Origin of the sequence: Mesorhizobium norvegicum, assembly GCF_004919685.1 — a bacterium.
Lineage (GTDB): Bacteria > Pseudomonadota > Alphaproteobacteria > Rhizobiales > Rhizobiaceae > Mesorhizobium > Mesorhizobium norvegicum.
Window position 1 is genome coordinate 170056 of sequence record NZ_SMYZ01000054.1, and the last position, 23917, is coordinate 193972.

A 23917-nucleotide genomic window follows, 5' to 3' on the forward strand; every position below is an offset into this window, starting at 1 on the left:
CGCTCAGAACGCCTGCCCGATGCCGGCATAGATGCCGAAATGAGGGTCGCCCGGATCGCGGTTGAGCGGCACGGCGGCGTCGATGCGCAGCGGCCCGAACGGCGTGACATAGCGCAGGCCGACACCGGCGCCGACCTTGACGTCGGAGAAATCGGGGATCGATTTGGTCGACACGGTGCCGGCATCGACGAACGGCACGATGCCGATCGTGTCGGTGATGGCGATGCGCATTTCGACCGAGGTTTCGAAGAAGGACAGACCGCCGATCGGCTGGCCGGTGAAGTCCTTGGGGCCGATGCCCTGATAGGCATAGCCGCGCACCGAACCGCCGCCGCCGGAATAGAAGCGTCGGTCGGCCGGCACGTGTTCGAGGCTGGTGCCGACGATCGAACCGATGGCGACACGTTCGGCCAGCACGAACTTCGAAGCCGAATCCAGCGACTGATAGGCCGATCCCTCGCCCTTCAGCTTGAGGAAGGCCGCACCGCTCAAAATGTCGTAGCTCGGCTCGGCATAGGCCAGCACGCGGAAGCCGCTGGTCGGGTTCAGCCGGTTGTCCCTGTTGTCGTAGACATATTGCAGCGGAATGCTGGCGATCAGATATTTGTGCTTGCCGAAAGCGTCGTGGATGCGGGAATAGTCGAGCGCGACTTCCGCCGAAACCGTCTGCTTCTTGGTCAGTTCGTAGGACAGGCCGGTGCTGCCCTTGATCGAGAAATGGTCATAGGCGTCCGGATGTTCGAGCACGGTCTTGACGCTGGCGAAGAACTTCGATGCCGGCCCGATCACACCGGGCTTTTCGAACATGATGCCGGCATTGTAGTTGAGCTCGCCGAGATCGTTGCTGCCGATGCCGCTGATGGCGCCGTCGATGCGCAGCTTCTCGGCCCGCCCGAACAAATTGCGATGGCCCCAATAGCCTTCGAGCCCGAGGCCCTCGGTGTTGGAGAAGGTGCCGCCGACGCCGAAATAGCGCGGCTTGCGCTCGCTGACCTGGACGCCGATCGGAATGTTGCCCTCGGCATCGAGCGTGTCGGCTTCCTTGAACGTCACGCTGTTGAACACCTCGAGCGCCAGCAACCGGTCGCGCGCGTCGCTGATCTCTTGCGGCGAGTATTGCCGGCCGCGCTTGAGGCCGGTCATGTATTCGGTGAAGTCGCGATCGACCTTCTCGGTGCCTTCCACAGTGGTGTCGCCATAGCCGGCGACCGGCCCGGCGGCGACCGTCAGCGTCACGTCGAGCGTCGAAGTGGCGTGGTCGGCGACGATCTGCCTGTCCGTCACCTTGGCCAGCGGCCTGCCCTCCTCCTTCAGCGCCCGCACGATCAGCGCCTCGGCCTTGAGCACGGCGCCCGACCCGGCGTCGCCGCCCGATATCAGGCCGTAATCGGCGCTCATCAGCCCCGCCGCGTCGCCCTCAAGGTGGATATTGCCCAAAGTGAATTTCGGCCCGCTGGCAATGTCGATGACCACGGGAACCGGCTGCGGGCCCTTGAATTCGGTGTCGGGCGGCAAATCGTCGAGCGGCTTGCCGTCTATGGTGATGGTGACGACGCCTTCGTAGCGGGCATCGGCATAAAGCGCGGCGACCAGCTGCTCGCGATCGCTGCGTGCCTTGGCCATCAGCCCGAGCGAGCCGGAAACCGGACGCTCCTCGTCACTTTTCAGCGTCGAGGCGTTTTCCAGCTTCTTGACCAGATCCTTGTCGGCGTCGGGGGCATTGATGGTGACGGCATAGCGCATAGGATCGACAATGTCGGCATCCTCGTCGCTGGACGACCCCCACAGCTTGATGCCGAAAAGCTCGAAAGCCGCCGCCGGCCGCGATTCGGCGAGCAGCGCGGTCGAGCACATCATGGCCAAAAGCAGGGCGCGCGGAAGCGCACGCCCTGGCGCGCGACCTCCTGACATCTGCTCTTCATGCGCCGGCATTAAGACAACCTAGGTTATAAAACTAAAATTGGAATGAAGTTCTGAAGCGCTCGTAAAGGGGCCACAATCCAATTGTCTGAAATAGGACGGGCTTGGAATTCACACCTTTTGCGTCGCCGCAAGAAAGCGTGATCCCCTGTCCTATGGAGGTACTACCGGCCATTGGCCGGAAAGGAAACCGTTGGCAGGCGGAACCCTGCCGCGTCCTTGTGTTGACAAGCCTGACTGAAGCTTGATCATGCCTGGACGTTAGCACTGTCTGGAGGGTGTTATGGCAATGCGCGCGGCTCGTGGTCTGTCGATCCTGATTCTTCTGTTTTTTGCCTGGAGTGGTGTCGCGCAAGCGGCTGAGGCCCGGCGAATCGCCACAACAGACAATTCCGATTATTTCGGCTTCGACCTCAGGTCCGACCAGAATGTCACGCTCGACCAGTGCAAGACGACATGCCTGGGCGACCCGGCCTGCCGCGCCTTCACCTACAACAACAAAGCCAAATGGTGTTTCCTCAAATCCGACTACAACCAGCTGAAATCCTTCAACGGCGCGGTTGCCGGCAAGGTCGTCAACCTCGATGGCGATCCCGACATCGGCGCGCCGCCGGAACTCTCTTTCTTCCCCAACTGGATGGCCGATCAGGCTCAGCAATACCGCAACAGGCTGCTCGGTCCGGCCTATGACAAGCCGACCGAGGGCATGGCAGCCTTGATGAACGCCGCCGAGCAGGCTGTGCTGACCGGCGACCACCGCTCCGCCATGCTGAAATACGAATCCGCGGTCTCGGTGCTGCCCGACGATGGTCAGCTCTGGCTCAACCTGGCGCGTGAAACGCTGGCCGTGCAGCCCGCCGCCAGCACCTCCGAAGCCTCCACTTTGCCGGCAAACGGCACATCCGCCGCTTTCAACGCCTACAAATTGCTGCGCACCACCAAGACGCGCGCCGACGTGCTGGCGCTGCTCGGCAACGGCCTCGACAAGCGCGATCTCTACCGGCCGGCGCTGCAGGCCTATGAAGCCAGCCTTGCCCTGAACCCTTCGCCGGCGGTCCAGGCCGACTATGCCGATCTCAAGGCGCGCAAGGGTTTCCGCGTCATCGACCACACCGTCGATGCCGACACCAGCGCGCCGCGCATCTGCGCGCAATTCTCCGAGGATCTGGTCAAGACCGGCGTCGACTACGCGCAGTTCGTCACCGTCGACAACGCGCCGCCCAAGGGCGTCGAGGCCAAGGACAAGCAGATCTGTGTCGAAGGTCTGGAGCACGGCCAGCATTATGATGTCACCTTCCGCGCCGGCTTGCCGGCGGCCATCGGCGAGGTGACCGCGGCTCCCGTGGTGCTGTCGATCTATGTCCAGGACCGCGCACCATCCGCCCGCTTCACCGGCGACAGCTTCGTGCTGCCGGCCGGCGCGCGCCGCGGCATCCCGGTCGTCACCGTCAACATGAACGCCGCCGAGATGAAGCTCTATCGCATCGGCGACCGCTCGCTGGCACAGCTTCTGTCGGGCTACCAGTTCCTGCACCAGCTCGACAGCTATGACATCTCCAACATTTCCGAGCAGATGGGCGCGCCGGTCTGGCAAGGCCAGCTCGACATCGCCAATGATCTCAACAAGGAGGTCACCACCTCCTTCCCGGTCGACGAGGCGCTGCCGCAGCGCAAGCCCGGCGTCTATGTGCTGACCGCCCAGGCCGTCAACGACAAGAGCGACGACTACAATTCGATGGCCACGCAATGGTTCGTCGTCTCCGACATCGGCCTGTCGACCTATACCGGCCAAGACGGGTTGAATGTCTTTGCCCGTTCGCTGGGCAGCGCCAAGCCGATAGCAGGCGCCGAACTGACCCTGGTTGCCAGGAACAATGAGGTTCTCGGCACAGCGACATCGGATGCCGACGGCCATGCCGTCTTCAACCCCGGCCTGACGCGCGGCGACGGCGGCATGGTGCCGGCTGTGCTGATGGCCAAGCAGGGCGACAATGACTTCGTCTTCCTCGACATGGGCCGGGCCGGCTTCGACCTGTCCGACCGCGGCGTCACCGGCCGCGCGGCGCCCGGTGCGCTTGACGTCTATGCCTGGACCGAACGCGGTATCTATCGCGCCGGCGAGGATGTTCATGTCGCGGCGCTTGCCCGCGACGGCGCCGCCAAAGCGGTCGAGAACCTGCCGCTGACCTTCATCTTCTCCCGCCCCGACGGCGTCGAGGACCGCCGCATCGTCAGTGACGGCGCATCGGCCGGCGGCCATGCCGTCGACCTGCCGCTCGCACCCAACGCCATGCGTGGTACCTGGTCGGTGTCGATCTACACCGATCCCAAGCAGGCGGCGGTGGCCAGCCAGATGTTCCTGGTCGAGGATTTCGTGCCGGATCGCATCGAATTCGACATGAAGTCCGACAAGCAGGAGATCGCCCAGGGCGAAACCGCCAACATCAACATTGATGGCCGCTTCCTCTATGGCGCACCGGCAGCAGGCCTGGCGCTGGAAGGCGAGTTGACGCTGTCGACGTCGCGCGATTGGGACCGTTTCCAGGGCTTTTCCTTTGGCCTCGCCGACGAGCAGTCGGCCGAACCCACTGTCACCCCCCTCGCCGATCTGCCGGTGGTTGGCGATGACGGCAAGGTGACCTTCCCGGTCTCCGTCGAGCAACTGCCGTCGACCACCAAGCTGGTCGACGCCAAGGTGACGGTCAGGATGCGCGAAACCGGTGGCCGCGCCATCGAGCGTTCGCTCAACATCGGCATCCGCCCGCAAGGCCATATGATCGGCATCCGCCCGGATTTCGCCGACAATGAAGTGCCGCAGGGCGGCACGGCCAAGTTCAGCCTGATCGCCGTCGATCCCGACGGCAAGCGCGAGGCGCTGAAAGGCGCGCAGTGGACGCTGGTCAAGGTCGAACGCAATTACCAGTGGTACCGCTCGAACAATTCCTGGAACTACGAGCCGGTCACCTTCACCAAGTCGATAGCCAACGGCCAGGTCGACCTCAACGCCGACGGCGACGCAACCGTCTCCGTGCCGGTCGATTGGGGTCAATACCGCCTCGAGGTCGAGACATCGGATCCCGAGGGACCGGCGACCAGCTACGAGTTTGATGCCGGCTGGTATGTCTCCTCGACCACCACCGAAACGCCTGACGGCCTTGAGATCGCCCTCGACAAGGACACCTATGCCGCCGGCGAAGTGGCCAAGCTGAAAGTCTCGCCGCACTTTGCCGGCGAACTTCTTATCAACATCGGTTCCGACAAGCTGTTGAAGACCGTCACGGTATCAGTGCCGGCCGGTGGCAGCACCGTCGACATTCCGGTCGGCGACGACTGGGGCGCCGGCGCCTATGTCACCGCAACCCTGTTCCGACCGGGCGAGGCCCAGGAAACGCGTATGCCGGCGCGCGCCATCGGCGTGAAATGGCTGAAGGTCGATCCGGGCTCGAAGAAGCTCGCCATCACCTTGACGCCGCCCGACAAGACCATGCCGCGCCAGCAGCTGTCGATCCCGGTTTCGGTCGCCGGCGTGCAGCCGGGCAGCAATGCCTATGTCATGGTTGCCGCCGTCGATGTCGGCATCCTCAACCTGACCAACTACAAGGCACCGGATCCGGAGGAGTGGTTCTTCGGTCAGCGTATGCTGGGCATGGAAATCCGCGACATCTACGGTCGCCTGATCGACGGCTCGCTTGGCAACACCGGCAAGCTCAGGACCGGCGGCGACGGCGCCAACATGCAGGCGCAAGGCAGCCCGCCCACCGAAAAGCTGGTCGCCTTCTTCTCCGGCCCCGTCGAGCTCGATGCCGACGGCAAGGCGCGGATCGACTTCGACATCCCGCAGTTCAACGGCACCGTGCGCGTCATGGCCGTCGCCTGGACCAAGGAAGCGGTCGGCCACGCCCAGTCCGACGTGATCGTGCGCGATCCCGTCGTCATCACCGCCGGCCTGCCGCGCTTCCTGGCGCCTGGTGACGCCGCCGTCATGCGCCTCGATGTCGCCGACACCGACGGCCCTGCCGGCGACTATGCGCTGTCGATCGAAACGACGGGCGACCTGTCGACGGGCGACAAGCCCCTGCCCCAGAAGCTGACGCTCGCCCAGGGCAAGCGGCAAACACTGACCGTGCCGCTGATCGCACAGACAGCCGGCAATGCCTCGCTTACCATCAAGCTCGCCCATGCCGACGGCACCAAGGTCGAGCAGACGCTCTATGTGCCGGTGCGTCCGGCGCAATTGCCGGTCACCACCCGCCTGGTGGTCGACCTCAAGGGCAATGGCGGTGCGCTGCGCGTCGACAAGGAACTGCTCGCGGCAAGCCTGCTCGACGGCGCCTCCGTCAGCGTCGGCGTTTCGCAGGCCGCCGCCTTCGACGTGCAGTCGCTGCTGATGACGCTCGACCGCTACCCCTATGGTTGCGCCGAGCAGACCACCAGCCGCGCCATGCCGCTTCTCTACGTCAACGAGCTGGCATCCGGCATCGGCATGGCAAGCGATCCCGACATCCATGGCCGCATCCAGGACGCCATCTACAAGGTTCTGAGCTACCAGGCCTCGGCCGGCAGCTTCGGCCTGTGGGGTCCGGGCTCCGGCGATCTGTGGCTCGACGCCTATGTCACCGACTTCCTGACCAGGGCGCGCGAGCAGAAATACGACGTGCCGAGCCTGGCCATGAACCAGGCGCTGAGCAATCTGCAGAACTCGCTCGGCTACGACCAGAGCGTACAGGACCGTGGCGGCGAGATCGCCTACGCCCTCTACGTTCTGGCCCGCAACAAGAAGGCCTCGATCGGCGATCTGCGCTACTACGCGGATACCCAGCTCGAAGCCTTCTCGAGCCCGATGGCCGTTGCCCAGCTGGCGGCGAGCCTGGCGCTCTACGGCGATACGCCGCGTGCGGAATCGACGTTCAAGACTGCCCTGCAGCTCGCCAAATCGACCACCGACTATGACTACTACCGCTCCGACTACGGCTCGCGGCTGCGTGACGGCGCGGCGATGCTGGCGCTGGCGGCGGAATCCAAGCCGGTGCCGACGATCGTGCCGGAGCTGGTCAAGCTGGTGACCAGGGAACGCGCCGAAGCCCGCTGGACCACCACCCAGGACGAATCCTGGATGCTGCTGGCGGCCCGCGCGCTGAAGGAAGGCAATGATACGATTACGCTGACCGTCAATGGCGCGGCGCATTCCGGCGGCTATTCCAACCAGGTCGAAGGCAGCGACCTGGTTGACAGCCCGCTGACCATCGCCAACACCGGCAAGACCCCGCTGCAGGCCGTCGTCACCACGGTTGCGTCGCCGATCCAGCCCCTGCCGGCCGGCGGCGACGGCTTCACCATCAGCCGCACCTACTACAAGCTCGATGGCACCGAAGCCAATGTCACCGAGGCGACGCAGAACGAACGCTATGTCGTCGTGCTCAAGGTCAACGAGCAGAACAAATGGCCGTCGCGCCTGCTGGTCACCGACCTGTTGCCAGCCGGCTTCGAGATCGACAATCCGGGCCTGGTCTCCAGCGCCCAGTTGACGAACTTCTCGTGGCTGGCGCAGACCGATGCGGCCCATCTCGAATTCCGCGACGACCGTTTCGTCGCGGCGTTCAACCCGGCCGACGGCGACCACGACCACAATCTGACCCTCGCCTATGTCGTGCGCGCGGTGACGCCTGGCACCTACGCCCATCCGGCGGCAACGGTGGAAGACATGTACCGGCCGCAATATTCGGCCCGCACCGCCACCGGCATGATGGAGATCAAGGCGCCGTAAGGCGCTGATGGTGACGATGATGAAAATGGCGATTGCGCTAGCGACAGCTCCCTTCTCCCCGTCACTATACGGGGAGAAGGTGCCGGCAGGCGGATGAGGGGCAGCGCCATGCTCTCCAAAAAATTCCTGCGCCGGGCAGCCATCACGGGCATCTCCCTCGCCGGCGTTGCGGTGATCATCGCAGCCAGCCTCTGGGAACTCGACCGTGCCTTCCCGCCACCGCTGCCTGCCGAACTCACGGTCTCCACAGAAGTCCAGGACCGCGATGGCCAATTGTTGCGCGCCTTCGCCACGCCGGACGGCTACTGGCGGTTAGAGACCCGGCTCGACCAGGTCGACAAGCAGTTTGTCGACATGCTGGTCACCTATGAGGACAAGCGTTTCTGGGACCATGAGGGTGTCGACGTGCTGGCGCTGGCGCGTGCCGCCGGTCAGTTCGCCACCAGCGGCCACATCGTCTCCGGCGGCTCGACCCTGTCGATGCAGCTTGCCCGGCTGATCGAGCCGCGCGAAGGCCGCAGCCTCGGCTCCAAGATCAAGCAGATGCTGCGCGCCATCCAGATCGAGCGCCGGCTGTCCAAGCGCGAGATCCTCGAACGCTACCTGACGCTGGCGCCTTATGGCGGCAATCTGGAAGGCGTGCGCGCCGCCTCGCTCGCCTATTTCGGCAAGGAGCCGAAGCGGCTCACCGTTTCCGAATCCGCCCTTCTCGTCGCTCTGCCGCAGCTGCCGGAAAGGCGCCGGCCCGACCGCAACCTGAAGATCGCCCACGCCGCCCGCGACCGGGTGCTGACCCGCATGGTGTCCTCCGGCCTGCTCGGCGAGCGCGAGGCCGCACGTGCCGCCCTCGACGATGTGGCGGGCCTGCGCCGCACGCTACCGACGCTCGCCGCGCACGCCGCCTATGCGATGCTGCCCAAGGCTGTACCCGGCCAGCCCTTGCAGCTGACGATCCGCAAGAGCGTCCAGGAAGGGCTGGAACAGGTGGCGAGGGACGCGGCCGCCAAGCTTGGGCCTCGCCTGTCAGTCGCCATGGTGCTGGCCGACTCCCGCACCGGCGACATCCTTGGTGAAGTCGGCTCGGCCAATTTCTTCGACGCCAGCCGCTCCGGCTGGATCGACATGACAAAGATCGTCCGCTCGCCCGGCTCGACGCTGAAGCCGTTCATCTACGGTCTTGCCTTCGAACAGGGACTGGTGGCGCAGGAGACGCTGATCGACGACAGCCCCGTCGATTTCTCAGGCTATCGGCCGAAGAATTTCGACATGGGCTATCAGGGCGATGTCAGCATCCGGCAAGCGCTGCAACTGTCGCTCAACGTGCCGGCAATCCGCGTGCTCGACGCGGTCGGGCCAACGCGGCTGATGGCGCGCTTTCGCCAGGCCGGCGTCAGCCCCGTGCTCCCGGTCAACGAGGCACCGGGCCTGGCCATCGGCCTTGGCGGCGTTGGGGTGACACTGCGCGACCTCGTCCAGCTCTACACGGGGCTCGCCAATGGCGGCAAGACGCACACGCTGCATGACGGCACCGAGCCGGCCAATGCCGAGCGCACCACCGCCACCATCCTCGACGGTCAGGCCAACTGGCAGATCATCGACATACTGTCGGGCGTCAAGCCGCCCGAGGGTGCCTTGCAGCGCGGCATCGCCTACAAGACCGGCACCTCCTACGGCTACCGCGACGCCTGGTCGGTCGGCTTCGACGGCCGCTATGTGCTGGGTGTCTGGGTCGGCCGCCCCGACGCCGGCGCGGTGCCCGGCCTGTCCGGCTATGTCTCGGCCGCTCCCATCCTGTTCGAGGGTTTTGTCCGTTCGGGCCTGGCCACCGTCCCATTGCCGGGCAAGCTGCCCGGCGTGTTCAGCCCCAGGCGCGAGGACCTGCCGGTGACGCTCGCCCGCTTCGGCGCCGGGTCCGACGGCCTGGTGCAGGCGACAGTGACCGAACCCGCTCCGACCATCATCTTCCCGCCCGACGGCGCCCGCGTCGATCTCGGCACCAATTCAGCCGACGCCTCGCCGCTGGTGCTGAAACTGCAAGGCGGCCGCGCGCCGTTCCGCTGGCTGGCCAACGGCAAGCCGCTCACCGGCATCGACCGTCGCCGCACCGCGACCTGGCAACCGGATGGCGCTGGCTATTCGACGCTGACGGTGATCGACGCCGCGGGGCGCGCGGCCAGCGTCAAGGTGTTCGTCGAATAGATCGCGCCAAGAGATTCATGGAAATTAGATTCATGGAATTGGCTTTCCGGGCGCTCGGCAGATAGCAGGATACTCACCTATGCCTGTTCCGAGGCACCCCCCTCTGGCNNAGAGGGGGGTGCCTCGCGCAATCCTCGATTGTCGGCAGCCTCGGCGCTGGCTGCGGTAGCGCTCGTTTTGGCAGTCACCCTCCCCGCTTTCGCTGACGCCTTGCCCGCCGGCTTTGTCCGGCTCGCCGATGTCGACCCCTCGATCCGCCAGGACATCCGCTACGCCGGATCGGACAATTTCCTGCATCGCAAGGTGAACGGCTATGACGCGCCGGCCTGCATCCTCACCGAGCAGGCGGCAAAGGCACTCTCCGCTGTCCAGAAGGCGGTCGCCGCCAAAAGCCTGACCCTGGTGGTGTTCGATTGCTACCGCCCTGTCCGCGCCGTCGCCGACATGGGCGAATGGACGCGTGAGGGCGGGCCGCCCGATCCGCATTGGTATTCAAGGGTCAGGCGTAGCGACCTGATCGCCAAGGGCTATGTCGGAGAACTATCGACCCATTCACGTGGCTCGACAGTCGACGTCGCCCTCGCCCGAACGGACCGCAGGTCCAGCCCGAACCCGGTCTGCGGCGCCGTTGATGCCGACACGCTCGATTTCGGCACCGGCTTCGACTGCTTCGACCCGATGAGCGAAACCGCCCACCGCGGCCTCGCCAGCGAAGCGGCGGCAAACCGCAAGATGCTTGTCGATGCCATGCGTGTAGCCGGCTTCAAGAACTATGCACGGGAATGGTGGCACTTCACGCTGACAAATGAACCGTTCGCCAAGGAGCGTTTTGACTTCCCCATTACCGGCAACTAACACGCCGAACCAAATTTCAGACGGTCTTGCCTCGACAGCTCACATTTCTAGATAGGTCAGGTGACGAGCAAGGATTCGGGCAGGAGGCGCGCAAGGGAAAATATTTCTCAATGATGGGAAAAAACGTCGAACATTTTCTCAAGCAGGGCAAAAATTGCAACATTGAATGCATCTAATTTCTATCAATTCGGTAGATTTGGCGCGGGTTCAACGGAGGCAGAAATGACCAAACCTCATTTCAGGAAACTGCTCGGCGCACTGGTCGCCACATCTGTCCAGTTCGGCACGCTCGGTTTCGCGTTTGCCGATACCACCATCCTCAACGTGTCCTACGATCCGACACGCGAGTTCTACAAGGCCTATGACGAAGCTTTCGTCGCCCATTGGAAGGCCGAGACCGGCGAGACGGTCACCGTCCAGCAGTCGCATGGCGGATCGGGCGCCCAGGCCCGCGCCGTGATCGATGGCCTCGATGCCGATGTGGTGACGCTGGCGCTCGAAGGCGATATCAATGCGATCGTCTCGAAGTCGAAGAAGATCAATCCCGACTGGCGCAAGAAATTCGAAAACAATTCAGCGCCTTACACATCGACCATCATCTTCCTTGTCCGCAAGGGCAATCCCAAGGGCATCCACGACTGGAGCGACCTCGTCAAGGACGGCGTCCAGGTGATCACGCCCAATCCCAAGACCTCCGGCGGTGCACGCTGGAACTACCTCGCGGCATGGGCTTACGCCAACGCCAATGACGGCGGCGACGAGGCTAAAAACAAGGAATTCGTCGGCAAGCTCTACGCCAATGCCCCGGTGCTCGACACCGGCGCGCGCGGCTCGACCGTGACCTTCGCGCAAAAGGGCATCGGCGATGTACTGATCGGCTGGGAAAACGATGCCTATCTGGCACTCGACGAATTCGGCGCCGACAATTTCGAAATCGTCTACCCGCCGACATCGATCCTGGCCGAGCCGCCGGTGGCGATTGTCGATGCCAATGTCGACGCCAAGGGCACGCGCAAGGTCGCCGAAGCCTATCTGGGTTGGCTCTATTCCAAGGAAGCGCAGACGATCATCGCCAAGAACCACTATCGTCCGGCCAAGCCCGAACTTGTGGCTCCGGCGGACCTGCCCAAAACACCTGAAATCAAGCTGATCTCCATCGACGATCCGCTTTTTGGCGGCTGGAAGAAGGCACAGCCTTATCATTTCGGCGATGGTGGTATATTCGACCAGATCTATAAGCCGGCCCAGTGAGCTAAATCTAGATCAGGACGATATGACCACAGCACCCGCGCAGGCGGGGTGGCGGTTCAGACAGCCGAGTGTCATTCCGGGTTTCGGATTGACGCTCGGCTTCTCGCTTGCCTACCTCACCCTCATCATCCTCATCCCGCTGTCCGGGCTGATCTGGCGCTCGGCCGCCCTTGGCTGGCCTGAGTTCTGGGCGATCGCAACCGATCGTCGCACCATCAACGCGCTTGAAATCAGCTTCGGCACCGCCTTCATCGCGGCTGCCGTCAACGTCGTCTTCGGCACCCTCGTCGCCTGGGTGCTGGTGCGCTACCGCTTTCCCGGCCGCCGCATCGTCGATGCCATGGTCGACCTGCCCTTCGCGCTGCCGACGGCGGTGGCCGGCATCGCGCTGACCACGCTCTACGCGCCGAACGGCTGGATCGGCAAATTGCTGATGCCGCTTGGCATCAAGGTCGCCTATACGCCGCTCGGCATCGTCATCGCGCTGATCTTCATCGGCCTGCCCTTCGTCGTGCGCACCGTGCAGCCGATCATGGAGGAAATCGACAAGGAGGTGGAGGAAGCCGCCGCCACGCTTGGCGCCAGCCGCTTCCAGATCATCACCCGCATCCTGTTTCCGGGCCTGGCGCCGGCCATCACCACCGGCTTTTCGCTGGCCTTCGCGCGCGGCGTCGGCGAATACGGCTCGGTCATCTTCATCGCCGGCAATTTGCCCTACAAATCCGAGATCGCGCCGCTTCTGATCGTCATCCGGCTGGAGGAGTACAATTATCCGGCAGCGACCGCGATCGCGGCGATCATGCTGTTTTTGTCGTTCCTGATGCTTTTGATCGTCAATCTCGCACAGTCATGGAGCCGCAAGCGCTATGGCTGATCCCGAGATCAAATCCTACGAACAGCATCACGAGAGCCGCTCGCCGGCGGTGACCGAGAGCCGGCCGGCGCAAGCCGTCCTGATGGCCATCGTCTTCGCTTTCCTTGGCATCTTCCTGCTCCTGCCGCTGATCATCGTCTTCCACGAGGCGCTGGCAAAAGGCGTCAGTGCCTATACGCAGTCGTTGAGTGACGCCGACACGCGCTCGGCGATCCGGCTGACGCTGCTGGTGGCGGCGATCTCGGTGCCGCTCAACATTGTCTTCGGCATCTCCGCCGCCTGGGCGATCGCCAAGTTCGAGTTCAAGGGCAAGGCCTTCCTGACCACGCTGATCGACCTGCCCTTCTCGGTCTCGCCGGTCATATCGGGCCTCGTCTATGTGCTTTTGTTCGGCGCCCAGGGGCTGCTCGGCGGCTGGCTGAAAGCGCATGGCATCGTCATCCTGTTTGCTGTGCCGGGCATCGTGCTGGCCACCGTCTTCGTCACCTTCCCCTTCGTCGCCCGCGAGTTGATCCCGCTGATGCAGGAGCAGGGCAATGGCGACGAGGAGGCAGCACTCTCGCTTGGCGCCAATGGCTGGCAGACCTTCTGGTACGTGACCTTGCCCAACGTCAAATGGGGGCTGCTCTACGGCGTACTCCTGTGCAATGCGCGTGCCATGGGCGAGTTCGGCGCGGTCTCGGTGGTGTCGGGCCACATACGCGGCCTGACCAACACCATGCCGCTGCATGTCGAAATCCTCTATAACGAGTACAACGCCGTCGGCGCCTTCGCCGTCGCTTCATTGCTTGCGGGCCTGGCGCTCGTCACGCTGGTCTTGAAAACACTTCTCGAGATGCGCTACGGCGCCGAGATCGCCGCGACACGCGGGCACTAGAAGGTTCTGTAGATGGAAGTTCGCGTTGCCAACGTGCGCAAGGAATTTGACCGGTTTCCGGCCCTCCACGACGTGTCGCTCGATATCAAGTCGGGCGAGCTGATCGCGTTGCTGGGGCCGTCCGGCTCCGGCAAGACGACGCTGCTCAGGCTCATCGCCGGGCTGGAGCGGCCGACGCGGGGAAACATCTTCTTCGGCGACGAGGACGCCTCGCACAAGTCGATCCAGGATCGCAATGTCGGCTTTGTCTTCCAGCACTATGCGCTGTTCCGGCACATGACGGTGGCCGACAATATCGGCTTCGGCCTGAAGGTCCGGCACGGGCCGTCGCGCCCGCCGGCGCAGGAAATCCGCCGCCGCGCCTCCGAGCTTCTCGACCTCGTTCAGCTGTCGGGGCTGGAGAAGCGCTATCCGGCGCAGCTTTCCGGCGGCCAGCGGCAGCGCGTGGCGCTGGCGCGCGCCATGGCGATCGAACCCAAGGTGCTGTTGCTCGACGAGCCGTTCGGCGCGCTTGACGCGCAGGTGCGCCGGGAATTGCGCCGCTGGCTGCGCGAAATCCATGACGCCACCGGCCACACCACCGTCTTCGTCACCCACGACCAGGAAGAGGCGCTGGAGCTTGCCGACCGCGTCGTGGTGATGAGCCAGGGCCGCATCGAGCAGGTCGGCACCGCCGACGACATCTACGACACGCCGAACTCGCCCTTCGTCTATGGCTTCATCGGTGAATCGAGCTCGCTTCCCGTCAAGGTCGAGAATGGCGAGATCTGGCTCGCCGACCGTCCGATCGGGCTTGCCGCGCCCAACGAGCCCTCGGGCGATGCGACGCTCTACTTCCGCCCGCACGATGTCGAATTGCTGGACGGCTGCAGCGGCTGCATCGCCGGTACGGTTGCTGCCAGCCGCCGCGTCGCCGGCACGCGCCGGGTCGAGCTTGAGATCGGCGGCGAGCGCCAGCGGGTCGAAATCGAACTGCCGGTCGACCACCCCGCGGCCCACAAAAGCCGGGTGGCGTTCCGCCCCGGCCGCTGGAAGTTGTTTCCGGCCAGCTGATCCTCGATCGGGACGCTACTCCAGCCAGTTCTCGATCTTCAAGCCCCTGATCCGGTTGAACTCTCCCGTGTTGGCGGTCACCAGCGTGGTGCCCAATGCATAGGCATGAGCGGCAATAAAAAGATCATTATGGCCAATGGTCTGGCCCGCGGCTTCAAGCTCGGCGCGAAGTCCGCCATACTCGGCATCCACCGGCACATCGAGCGGCAAGACAGGTATCTCGGCCAACAAGTCTTCAACCTTCTTGAGCAGCTTGGCCGATCCCTTCTTTGCGCAGCCATATCGCAATTCAGAGGCGACCACGATGCTGGTGCAAACGGCGTCATCTCCCTCGCGCACCATTGCACTTGCGGCCTTGCCAGCAGGGTTTCGGATCATGTCGCTGATGATGTTCGTGTCCAGCATGAACCGCATTAGAAAATATCCTCGGATTTGACCGGCGTGTCATCGATCTCGGGGAAGTCGTCTTCAGGACCGAGCGGCTGATCTTTCGCCCATTGGGCGAGCAGCGCGGTAAGTCCAGGTTTGCGAGCCGGCTCGATGACCAGGCGGTCGCCTTCACGGCTGATCAAGACCTTTTCGCCGGGAAGCTCGAACTCGACAGGAATGCGCACCGCCTGGCTGCGGTTGTTGCGAAACAGCTTCGCCTCCCTCGGCGGCGTTGTTGAATGACGGTTCCGGGGCATGGCGATGCTCCTTGTGTATATGCCATTTGTATATGCCATATGACGCCACGATGCAAGGCACAGAAAAGCTCCGACGAAGGCAGCCATCGACTGGAACAGAATTCCAACAAATGCCCCTTTCAGCGATACTTCTTCTCGTGCCGAGGCGATGAAGCTACGGTGCGTGCCTCGTCGCGCGCCCTGCGCCACAGCTATGGTTCGACCATAAACCCATTGCATCGGAGCCTGTTTTCATGAAGCGATTTTTCCTCGGGCTTGCCACCGTCGCCGGCCTGTTCCTCGCATCCTCCCAGGCCTGGTCGGCCGACAAACTGCTCAACGCATCCTATGATGTCGGCCGCGAACTGTTCGTGCAGGTCAACAAGGCCTTCGTCGCGCAGCATCCGGGCGTCACCGTCGATCAGTCGCATGCCGGCACCTCGGCGCAGGCGCGCGCCATCGCCGAGGGCCTTGGCGCCGATGTCGTTACCTTCAACCAGGTCACCGACATCGACTTCCTGGTCAAGAAGGGGCTCGTCTCGGCCGACTGGCAGAAGGATTTCGCCAATGACGCGTCGCCCTTCTATTCGCTGCCTTCCTTCCTTGTCCGCGCGGGCAACCCCAAGCACATCAAGGACTGGAACGATCTCGTTCGCGACGACGTGCAGGTGATCTTCCCCAACCCGAAAACCTCCGGCAATGCGCGCTACACCTATCTGGCGGCAACCGCCTACGCCAAGGAGGCCTTCAAGGGCGACGACGCCAAGGTGAAGGAGTTCATCACCAAGCTGTTCAACAACGTGCCGATCTTCGACACCGGCGGCCGCGCCGCGACCACCACCTTCGTGCAGCGCGAGATCGGTGACGTGCTGATCACCTTCGAGTCGGAGACGCGCGGAATCCGCAAGGAGTATGGCGACGACAAGTTCGAGCAGGTCACGCCCTCGGTCAGCCTGCTGGCCGAATTCCCGGTGGCGATCGTCGACAAGGTCGCCGACGAGCACGGCACGCGCGATCTGGCCAAGACCTATCTCGACTTCCTCTACACCCCCGAGGGCCAGGACATCCTCGCCCAGAACGGCAACCGGGTTCGCGACGCGGCGGTCGCCGCCAAATACAAGGCCCAGTTTCCCGATGTCCGCTTGCTGACGGTGGAAGACGTCTTCGGCGGCTGGGACAAGGTGCAGAAGGAGCATTTCGCCGCCGGCGGCCTGCTCGACCAGACCTACGGCAGCCGCTAAGAGTTGCGGCTTCCCAGTGGATGAGAAAGCCGGCGCTTTTGCCGGCTTTTTTCGTTTTGTGCGCCGGCGATCCGGTTTTCAGCGGGATATCGGCACCGTCCGTGCAAAACGTTACAAAGAATCAACGCGTTTGTGCCTAACGTGCAATCCGGCGGCTTGTTTTCGCGAAACATCATCGCGCGGCGAAAACGTCATTATTTGCACACAAACAGTCGCCAGATGCGAGTGGTTGGGGCTTCAATGGGTTGATCTGGGCATGCTGACAAAAAAAGGCAAATACGGCCTCAAGGCCCTCGTGCATCTGTCCGGCCTGCCGGTCGGCCAATTGGCCTTCGTCAACGATATCGCGGTGGCCAACAACATTCCGAAGAAATTCCTCGATGCCATCCTGGGCGAGTTGCGTAATGCCGGCTTCGTCCAGAGCCGCAAGGGCAAGGAAGGCGGCTATCGCCTCGCCCGGCCGGCCTCCGAAATCAAGATCGGCCATGTCGTGCGCGTGCTTGACGGGCCGTTGGCGCCGATCCCCTGCGCCAGCCGCACGCAGTATCAGCGCTGCGACGACTGCGACGAGGCGACCTGCCAGGTCCGGCACATGATGCTGGAGGTCCGGCAGGCAATCGCCGAAGTGCTGGATAACCGCAGCCTCGCCGCCATGCGCGATGCCGACAATGATGATTTTCCGGTCGAGCTGACCTCGCAGATATGAACCACTGACGCGCGTTCGCCATCGCAAGGTTGCGCGGTCCATGCCGACGCAGTAAAGCGGGGTTCGAAGAACGGGCTGGACCGATGAGGCTGTCGTGGTTCGCAAAATCCCGCAAGGCCGCCCGCAAGCCGCCATCGGCAGCCAGTTTCCGAACTGAAATCATCGCCGACGTCTTTGTCCCGGACCGGGCGGAAGATGTGCGCTTTTTCAGCCGCAAACTGGATCGCCCCGGCCGGCTTCGCCGCTTTTCCAACAAGGACCTCCGCGAAAGCCTGCTGTGCGTCTTCTATCTCATGGTGGCAGCGGCTCTGCCGGTGCGCTGGTGGGCGCTGATCTGCGGCCGCATGTCCAGGTTTCGCCTGAAGCGCCATATGCGCAAGGAGTTTCCCGCTTACGCTGCCGCCACACGCGCGGTGCTTGGCGACGACATCGATGCGCGCAAGCTGTTCGAGGGATTGCTGGCGGCGCGCCATCGCCGCCGCCTGCAGCTCGCCGCACATCTGGTGGCTGGCCGCTGGTCGCCGACGATCCGGCTGGAGGGGCTGGAGGGACTGGTGGCGGCCCTGCAGCGCGGCCACGGCGCCATCCTCTGGTGCGATCAGTTCATCGCCCAGACCATCATCGGCAAGCGCGCTTTGTACGAGGCCGGTATCGAGGCGCATCAGGTGAGCGTCCACACCCACGGTATTTCCGAAACGGCGTTCGGCCTACGTTTCCTCAACCCGCCGCTGATCAATGTCGAGAACCGGTTCCTGAAAAGTCGGGTCGCCTTTGATCGCGACGACGCCTATCAGGTCACCATCCGCATCCAGAAAATCCTGAAGCAGAATGACGTGGTGATGATGACCAACACCATCCATGCCGGCACGACCTTCACCGAAGCCGCCATGGGCGAAAACGGCTGGACCCACCTCGCCTCGGCGCCGGCGAATTTCGCCGCCAGGGGCAGGACGGCGCTGTTTGCCATGTCGACCTTCGAAGTGGTTCCGTTCATTGAATACCGTGCCGTGCTCAGCCCCGCGCTGACGCCGGAGGCGTCTGTCACCCCGGCGACGGACATGGCCAGGGATGGAACCAAGAACATGGCCGTGCAGGCGCACTACATCCTGCTCAAGCGCGACCGCCTGCTGGAGGCGCTGAAACTCTACCCCGAGCAGATGATGACGTGGTCCCGTCGGCAGCGGCTGACCAAGGCTCAGGACAGCACCGGCATCGGCACTGGCGAAAGCTCATGACCGGCGCATCTGGTGGACCGCGGCAGCGACGACCTCACCGACCGGGCGTGTCGCATCGAGCGTCAATGCCCGCTCATCCGCTGCCGGCGGCTCCAGGATGGCGAACTGGCTGTCGACAAGGCTCGCCGGCATGAAGTGGCCCTTACGGTTGCCGACGCGTCGCCTGGCCGTGGCCGGGTCGATCTCCAGATAGAGGAAGACGATCTGCGGGCAGAAGCCGCTCAGCCGGTCGCGGTAGCTGCGCTTCAGTGCCGAGCAGGCGGCAACCACACCCTGCCCGCTGTCCACCGACGCCGCGATGCGCTCGCCGATCGCGTCGAGCCAGCCTTCACGCAGTTGATCGGTGAGCGGCTCGCCGCTTGCCATGCGCGCGACATTTTCCGGCGGGTGCAGCCTGTCGCCTTCGATGAAGACGGCGCCGAGTGCTGCCGCCAGCGCCGTGCCGACAGCCGACTTGCCGCAGCCGGCGACGCCCATCACCACGATGGCCGGAGGCACCGAGCCGCGAGCGCCGGTTGGCGCCTGTGCTGCCTTTTCGTCCACGGTCAGCGGCTTGCCGGCGCGCGGCCGTAGAGCAGCAGCATGGCGACGATGACGACGCCGTAGATGATCTGCCGCCCCGCTTCCGGCATCTGCATGACCGACAGGATGGATTGCAGCAGCGTGATCAGGATGACACCGGCGACGGTGCCGAGATAGGAGCCGCGCCCGCCCAGGATCGAGGTGCCGCCCAGCACAACCGCGGCGATCGATGGCAGCAGATAGGCATCACCCATCGACTGCGCCGCCTTGGAGGCATAGCCGGCAAGCAGCACCCCGCCGAAAGCGGAGAGCCCTCCGGAGACGGCGAAGGCGATCATCACCACGCGCCGTGTGTCGATGCCGGAGAGATAGGCGGCGCGCTCGCGGTTGCCGATGCCGTAAACGGTGCGGCCGAAGCTGGTGCGGGTCAGCACGAACACCATTGCAGCGCCGATCAGCGCCCAGATGATGACCGCGTTGGGCACGCCCGGAATGGTGAAGCCGGTCGCCAGGTAGCGCATCGCGCCCGTCGCCGAATCCTGTGGCGAGAAGCCGCCGGTGTAGACGACCATAAGCCCTTGCGCGACGGCGTTGGTGGCCAGCGTGATGATCATCGAGGGGATGCGCAGATAGGCGACGCCGATGCCGTTGACGACGCCGATCAGCATGCCGCAGAGAATACCGAACGGGATGGCCAGCGCCACGCCGACCGGGCCATAGGCTGCCGCCGCACAGGCCATCATCGCGCCAGCCGCCACCGCCCACGGCACCGACAGGTCGATCTGGCCAAGCAGGATGACCAGCATCATGCCGGTGGCGATGACCCCGAGGAACGACGCCACCTTGAGCTGCTGCAGCAGATATTCAGGCGACAGGAAGCTTCTGGAATAGAGGCTGCCCAGGAACAGCAAAAGCACGATGCAGGCAAAGGCCGTCAGCACCGCCGGATCGGCGCGGCGGATGAATCTGGGCATGCGGCCGGCAATGCCGCCAAGCGTCGTTTCGCTCACAGGAACCACTCCAGCCGGTTGCGGACCCGAAACAGGGCGAAGGCGCCGAGGCTGACGGCGACCAGCAGGATAACGCCCTGGAACAGCGGCTGCCAGAGCGGATCGAAGTCGAAGACGAACAACAGGTCGCCGATGGTGCGGAAGGCCAGCGCGCCGAAGATCGCACCGATGGCGCTGCCCTTGCCGCCGAACAGCGAGACGCCGCCGAGCACCACGGCGGCGATCGAAAACAGCGTGTAGGAGTTGCCGCTGGCATAGGCCGCCTCGCCCGTATAGGTGAAGAAGGTCAGGAACAGCCCGCCGATCGCCGCCAGCAGGCCGGCCAGCGTGTAGGCGGCGAACTTGCCGCGCCGGATCGGTACGCCCGACATGTAGGCCGCTGTCTCCGACGACCCGGCGGCGTAGGCGGCGCGGCCGAGCACCGAGCGGCTGAACGGCACCCAGATCACCAGCACGATTACCAACAGGACGACGATGCTCGCCGGCACCACGCCGAACACACGGCCGGTCAGCGCATCGGCCAGATCCTCGTTGACCGAGCCGCCCGGGAATGGCCGCAGCAAAAGGCCGATGCCGTAATAGACGGCCCCTGTGGCAATCGTAGCAACGATCGGCTGCAGCCGGCCATAGATGACGATGGCGCCATTGATCGCGCCGCACAGCAGCCCCACCGCCAGCACCGCGATGACGCCAAGCGCCGTCTGCATCGGCGTGCCGACCACCAGCCACGAAGCCAGGCAGTTGGTGAGGAGAAAAATCATGCCGACGGAGAGGTCGATGCCGGCGGTGATCACCACCAGCGTCTGCGCCATGGCGACGAAGGCCAGCAGCACGCCCTTGTTGGCCGCCGTCTGCACGACATTGGCGGTGAAGCCGGCCGGATGGTTCGAGGTGTAGATGACGAACATGACGATGAAGATGCCGAGCGCCAGCAGCGTTCCGCGCTGCTCGGCCAGCCAGTAGCGCCAATCTTTCACGCGCCAATCTTTCACACACTTGCTCCCAGGCCCACCGGGCTCTCCTCGCCATGGATGTTGAGCGCGCTTGATATCAGCGCTCGCTCGGTGATCTCGGCGCCGACCAGCTCGCGCTTGATCGCCCCGTCATAGAGCACCAGCACACGGTCGCAGCAGCCGATCAGCTCATCATAGTCGGTCGAATAGAACAGGATCGCAGCACCCGCGTCGGCAAGCTTGCGCATCAGCTGATACAGTTCCTGCTTGGTGCCGACATCGATGCCGCGCGTCGGATCATTGAGCAGGATGATGCGCGGCTGGCGCATCAGCCATTTGGCGATGACCACCTTCTGCTGGTTGCCGCCCGACAGTGCGCCGACCGGGATGTCGAGGCCCGCCGTCTTGATTGCCAAAAGGCCGACCATGTCGTCGATCAGCCGCTGTTCGGCGGCGCGGTCGATGATGCCGGCGTTCGACAGCCGGTCGAGCGCTGCGAAGGACAGGTTCTCGCGCACCGTCATCGGCAGCATCAGGCCTTCGGTCTTGCGGTCCTCGGGAATGAGCGCCATGCCGATGCCGTCGTCGCGCGCAACGGATGGACTGGTGATCGACACAGGCTTGCCGTCGATCAGGATCTGGCCGCTGAGGCCGCGCAGCACGCCGAAAAAGGCGAGCAGCAATTCGCGCTGGCCCTGGCCGTCGAGACCACCGAGGCCGACCACTTCGCCTGCCCTGACGGTCAGCGAGATGTCGTGCAGCCGGTCGGCCCAGGAGAGCTTGCGGGCCTCGAGCCTGGGGGCCGCGGTGGCAGGCACTGCCGCCCGCTTGGGCGGAAAGATATGGCTGTATTCGCGGCCGATCATCAGTTCGACCACCTCATTGTCGCTCTTCGAGCCGGCCTTGTAGCTGGCGACGTTGCGGCCATTGCGGAACACCGTGCACTGATCGGCCAGTTCGGCGATCTCGTTCATGCGGTGCGAGATATAGAGCAGCGCCAGCCCTTCCGAGCGCAGCCGCTTCAGCACCGCGAAGATCTTCGAGACATCCGCGGCGGTCAGCGCCGAGGTCGCTTCGTCGAGGATGAGGATGCGCGGCTTGCGTGCGAGCGCCTTGGCGATCTCGACCATCTGCCGCCGCGACAATGGCAGGTCCTTGACCAGCGCCAGCGGGTGGATGTCGGCCGCACCCGCGCGTGCCAGCGCCTCTTCCGCGATGCGGCGCTGCGCCTTGCGGTCGATCATGCCGAAGCGTTTGGGAGGATCGGAAATGACGATGTTGTCGGCAACGCTGAGCTCGGGCACCAGCGACAGTTCCTGGAAGATGCAGACGATGCCGGCCTTGTTGGCAGCCCCGGGTGAGGCAAAGGTCACCTCGCGCCCGTCCAGCGTCATGCGGCCCTCGTCGGGCGCCACCACACCGGCCATGACCTTGATCAGCGTCGATTTGCCGGCGCCGTTTTCACCGAGAATGGCGTGGATGCTGCCGGCCTCCACGACAAGCTCGGCCTTTTCCAGCGCCCGCACGCCGCCATAGCGCTTGGATATGCCTTCCATACGAAAGAGCGGAGCCACACCGTCCATCGGCCCTCCCCGGGCGATTGTGGGATTGGAAACAGGCGCCGCAGCCTAAGCCGCGGCGCCAGGCGATAGCCAGCGATGATTTACTGGTTTTCCTTGGTCTGACCCATGATTTCCTGGGCGCTGAAATTGATGCCGCAGGTCGGGAAGGAATTGCCGACGAAGAAATTGTCGGATTCCTTGGCGAAGTAATCCGTGCCTTCCTTCATGTTCGGGTCTTCGGCGATGGCCAGCGGCAGCTTCACCTCTTGCGGCACCACTTCGCCTTCGAGCGCGGCGATCGCCGTCTTGATGGCGACGGCAACCTGGGCCGGGCCCGAGCCGGCGGACGAGCACTTCAGCCCGTCGGCCGAATGCGCGGCGCAGAACTTGCGGAAGCCGTTTTCGGTCTCGCCGCCAAACGGCACAAACGGATGCTTGGCATCGATCATCGCCTGCACGATGCCGGTGTCGCCGCCCTGCCCGGTGATGCCGTCGAACGGACCGTTGGTGGCGATCGCGTCGGCGGTCACCTTCTGCGCCACGCCGTCATCCCATTTGCCGGCGACTTCGGTGACATCCCACTTTTTGCCGGAAGCGTCGAAGACCTCGTGGATGCCATTGTGGCGGTCGGTGTCGACGGAGGTGCCGGCCACGCCGCGCACTTCCAGGATCTTGCCGCCGTTCGGTATCTTGGCGACCAGCCACTTGGCCCACAATTCGCCAAGGCCCTTCTGATCGACATTGACGTTGATGGCGTCCTTGGTGTCGAGGATGTTGTCGAAGGCGACCAGCACGATGCCGGCTTCCTTGGCGCGCTTGATCACCGGTCCGAAGGCGGTCGGGTTCTGCGCGTCGGTGACGATGGCGTCATAGCCGGAATCAATGAAATTGTTGATCGCCGAAATCTGCGCCGGCACATCCTCGCCGGTCGAGACGACCTTGAATTCCTTGAGCTTGGCCTTGACGTCGGGCTGCGCCGCATAGGCCTTGGCCGTCTGCACCATCTGGATGCGCCAGGTGTTGGCGATATAGCCATTGGCGAAGGCGATGCGGAACGGGCCTTCCTTCTTGGGGAATTTGAAGAATTTCGTATCCGCGCTCCACGGCGCGAAGCAGTCCGCCTGAGCGGCGGGGCCCGACACGACCTCGGGTCCGGCGGCCATGGCGGCCGAATTGAGCATGACGAATGCACTGGCGGCAACGATGCCACCAACAAGTGACTTGATCATC

General features: G+C 64.1%; 18 protein-coding genes. 10 read left to right on the forward strand and 8 right to left on the reverse strand.

What is annotated here, in order from left to right; translation table 11 throughout:
- Window positions 1-3 precede the first annotated feature (3 nt).
- Window positions 4-1932: an autotransporter assembly complex protein TamA gene (locus FCU66_RS22860; RefSeq protein ID WP_136618133.1), complete on the reverse strand. Its 1929-nt coding sequence runs from the start codon at window positions 1930-1932 to the stop codon at window positions 4-6.
- Window positions 1933-2203: 271 nt separating this feature from the next.
- Between FCU66_RS22860 and FCU66_RS22865 the strand changes: the two genes are divergently transcribed.
- The 7 genes from FCU66_RS22865 (at window position 2204) to FCU66_RS22895 (ending at window position 14793) form a co-directional block, all read left to right on the forward strand.
- Window positions 2204-7684: an alpha-2-macroglobulin family protein gene (locus tag FCU66_RS22865; RefSeq protein WP_136618132.1), complete on the forward strand. Its 5481-nt coding sequence runs from the start codon at window positions 2204-2206 to the stop codon at window positions 7682-7684.
- Between the two features lie 108 nt (window positions 7685-7792).
- Window positions 7793-9883 (forward strand): penicillin-binding protein 1C, encoded by a 2091-nt coding sequence (pbpC, locus tag FCU66_RS22870; protein ID WP_246093988.1) that lies wholly within the window; start codon window positions 7793-7795, stop codon window positions 9881-9883.
- 177 nt (window positions 9884-10060) lie between these two features.
- Complete coding sequence (locus FCU66_RS22875) at window positions 10061-10738, forward strand: M15 family metallopeptidase (protein WP_246093989.1); 678 nt, start codon at window positions 10061-10063, stop codon at window positions 10736-10738.
- A gap of 222 nt (window positions 10739-10960) precedes the next feature.
- Window positions 10961-11989 carry a sulfate ABC transporter substrate-binding protein gene (locus FCU66_RS22880; protein WP_136622551.1) on the forward strand — a complete coding sequence of 343 codons (1029 nt, stop codon included), beginning with the start codon at window positions 10961-10963 and terminating at the stop codon, window positions 11987-11989.
- 22 nt (window positions 11990-12011) lie between these two features.
- On the forward strand, window positions 12012-12863 hold the full coding sequence (gene cysT, locus FCU66_RS22885) for a sulfate ABC transporter permease subunit CysT (protein WP_136622552.1): 852 nt from the start codon (window positions 12012-12014) through the stop codon (window positions 12861-12863).
- A complete protein-coding gene (cysW, locus tag FCU66_RS22890; RefSeq protein ID WP_136622553.1) occupies window positions 12856-13740 on the forward strand; it encodes a sulfate ABC transporter permease subunit CysW in 885 nt (294 codons plus the stop codon). The genes cysT and cysW overlap by 8 nt, the downstream gene beginning before the upstream one ends.
- A gap of 12 nt (window positions 13741-13752) precedes the next feature.
- Window positions 13753-14793, forward strand: a complete 1041-nt coding sequence (locus tag FCU66_RS22895) for a sulfate/molybdate ABC transporter ATP-binding protein (protein WP_136622554.1) — start codon at window positions 13753-13755, stop codon at window positions 14791-14793.
- 15 nt (window positions 14794-14808) lie between these two features.
- On the opposite strand, the gene FCU66_RS22900 is transcribed toward FCU66_RS22895, so the two are convergent.
- Both FCU66_RS22900 and FCU66_RS22905 read right to left on the reverse strand, forming a co-directional pair.
- Window positions 14809-15207 (reverse strand): type II toxin-antitoxin system VapC family toxin, encoded by a 399-nt coding sequence (locus FCU66_RS22900; protein ID WP_136622555.1) that lies wholly within the window; start codon window positions 15205-15207, stop codon window positions 14809-14811.
- On the reverse strand, window positions 15207-15479 hold the full coding sequence (locus tag FCU66_RS22905) for an antitoxin (protein WP_136622568.1): 273 nt from the start codon (window positions 15477-15479) through the stop codon (window positions 15207-15209). Before FCU66_RS22905 ends, FCU66_RS22900 begins: the two co-directional genes overlap by 1 nt.
- Window positions 15480-15712: 233 nt before the next feature.
- Between FCU66_RS22905 and FCU66_RS22910 the strand changes: the two genes are divergently transcribed.
- From FCU66_RS22910 to FCU66_RS22920, 3 genes are all read left to right on the forward strand, one after another.
- Complete coding sequence (locus FCU66_RS22910; RefSeq protein ID WP_136622556.1) at window positions 15713-16699, forward strand: sulfate ABC transporter substrate-binding protein; 987 nt, start codon at window positions 15713-15715, stop codon at window positions 16697-16699.
- A 256-nt stretch (window positions 16700-16955) separates the two neighbouring features.
- Entirely contained in the window at window positions 16956-17405 is a 450-nt protein-coding gene (locus tag FCU66_RS22915; RefSeq protein WP_136622569.1) for an RrF2 family transcriptional regulator, read from the forward strand.
- 83 nt (window positions 17406-17488) lie between these two features.
- Window positions 17489-18640, forward strand: coding sequence for a hypothetical protein (locus FCU66_RS22920; RefSeq protein ID WP_136622557.1), 1152 nt, complete (start codon window positions 17489-17491; stop codon window positions 18638-18640).
- On the opposite strand, the gene FCU66_RS22925 is transcribed toward FCU66_RS22920, so the two are convergent.
- The 5 genes from FCU66_RS22925 to FCU66_RS22945 form a co-directional block, all read right to left on the reverse strand.
- Window positions 18635-19183 carry a gluconokinase gene (locus FCU66_RS22925; RefSeq protein WP_136622558.1) on the reverse strand — a complete coding sequence of 183 codons (549 nt, stop codon included), beginning with the start codon at window positions 19181-19183 and terminating at the stop codon, window positions 18635-18637. The two genes, FCU66_RS22920 and FCU66_RS22925, sit on opposite strands and share 6 nt — an antisense overlap.
- A gap of 2 nt (window positions 19184-19185) precedes the next feature.
- On the reverse strand, window positions 19186-20172 hold the full coding sequence (locus tag FCU66_RS22930; protein WP_136622559.1) for an ABC transporter permease: 987 nt from the start codon (window positions 20170-20172) through the stop codon (window positions 19186-19188).
- Window positions 20169-21149, reverse strand: a complete 981-nt coding sequence (locus FCU66_RS22935; RefSeq protein WP_136622570.1) for an ABC transporter permease — start codon at window positions 21147-21149, stop codon at window positions 20169-20171. The genes FCU66_RS22930 and FCU66_RS22935 overlap by 4 nt, the downstream gene beginning before the upstream one ends.
- An 11-nt stretch (window positions 21150-21160) precedes the next feature.
- Complete coding sequence (locus FCU66_RS22940) at window positions 21161-22708, reverse strand: sugar ABC transporter ATP-binding protein (RefSeq protein WP_136622560.1); 1548 nt, start codon at window positions 22706-22708, stop codon at window positions 21161-21163.
- A gap of 80 nt (window positions 22709-22788) precedes the next feature.
- On the reverse strand, window positions 22789-23916 hold the full coding sequence (locus tag FCU66_RS22945; RefSeq protein ID WP_136622561.1) for a sugar ABC transporter substrate-binding protein: 1128 nt from the start codon (window positions 23914-23916) through the stop codon (window positions 22789-22791).
- Between the last annotated feature and the right edge of the window lies 1 nt (window position 23917).

Coding starts and splice junctions, on each gene's coding strand:
- FCU66_RS22860 (WP_136618133.1), bottom strand. CDS start 1,932: ATGCCGGCGCATGAAGAGCAGATGTCAGGAGGTCGCGCGCCAGGGCGT.
- FCU66_RS22865 (WP_136618132.1), top strand. CDS start 2,204: ATGGCAATGCGCGCGGCTCGTGGTCTGTCGATCCTGATTCTTCTGTTT.
- pbpC (WP_246093988.1), top strand. CDS start 7,793: ATGCTCTCCAAAAAATTCCTGCGCCGGGCAGCCATCACGGGCATCTCC.
- FCU66_RS22880 (WP_136622551.1), top strand. CDS start 10,961: ATGACCAAACCTCATTTCAGGAAACTGCTCGGCGCACTGGTCGCCACA.
- cysT (WP_136622552.1), top strand. CDS start 12,012: ATGACCACAGCACCCGCGCAGGCGGGGTGGCGGTTCAGACAGCCGAGT.
- cysW (WP_136622553.1), top strand. CDS start 12,856: ATGGCTGATCCCGAGATCAAATCCTACGAACAGCATCACGAGAGCCGC.
- FCU66_RS22895 (WP_136622554.1), top strand. CDS start 13,753: ATGGAAGTTCGCGTTGCCAACGTGCGCAAGGAATTTGACCGGTTTCCG.
- FCU66_RS22900 (WP_136622555.1), bottom strand. CDS start 15,207: ATGCGGTTCATGCTGGACACGAACATCATCAGCGACATGATCCGAAAC.
- FCU66_RS22905 (WP_136622568.1), bottom strand. CDS start 15,479: ATGCCCCGGAACCGTCATTCAACAACGCCGCCGAGGGAGGCGAAGCTG.
- FCU66_RS22910 (WP_136622556.1), top strand. CDS start 15,713: ATGAAGCGATTTTTCCTCGGGCTTGCCACCGTCGCCGGCCTGTTCCTC.
- FCU66_RS22915 (WP_136622569.1), top strand. CDS start 16,956: ATGCTGACAAAAAAAGGCAAATACGGCCTCAAGGCCCTCGTGCATCTG.
- FCU66_RS22920 (WP_136622557.1), top strand. CDS start 17,489: ATGAGGCTGTCGTGGTTCGCAAAATCCCGCAAGGCCGCCCGCAAGCCG.
- FCU66_RS22940 (WP_136622560.1), bottom strand. CDS start 22,708: ATGGACGGTGTGGCTCCGCTCTTTCGTATGGAAGGCATATCCAAGCGC.
- FCU66_RS22945 (WP_136622561.1), bottom strand. CDS start 23,916: ATGATCAAGTCACTTGTTGGTGGCATCGTTGCCGCCAGTGCATTCGTC.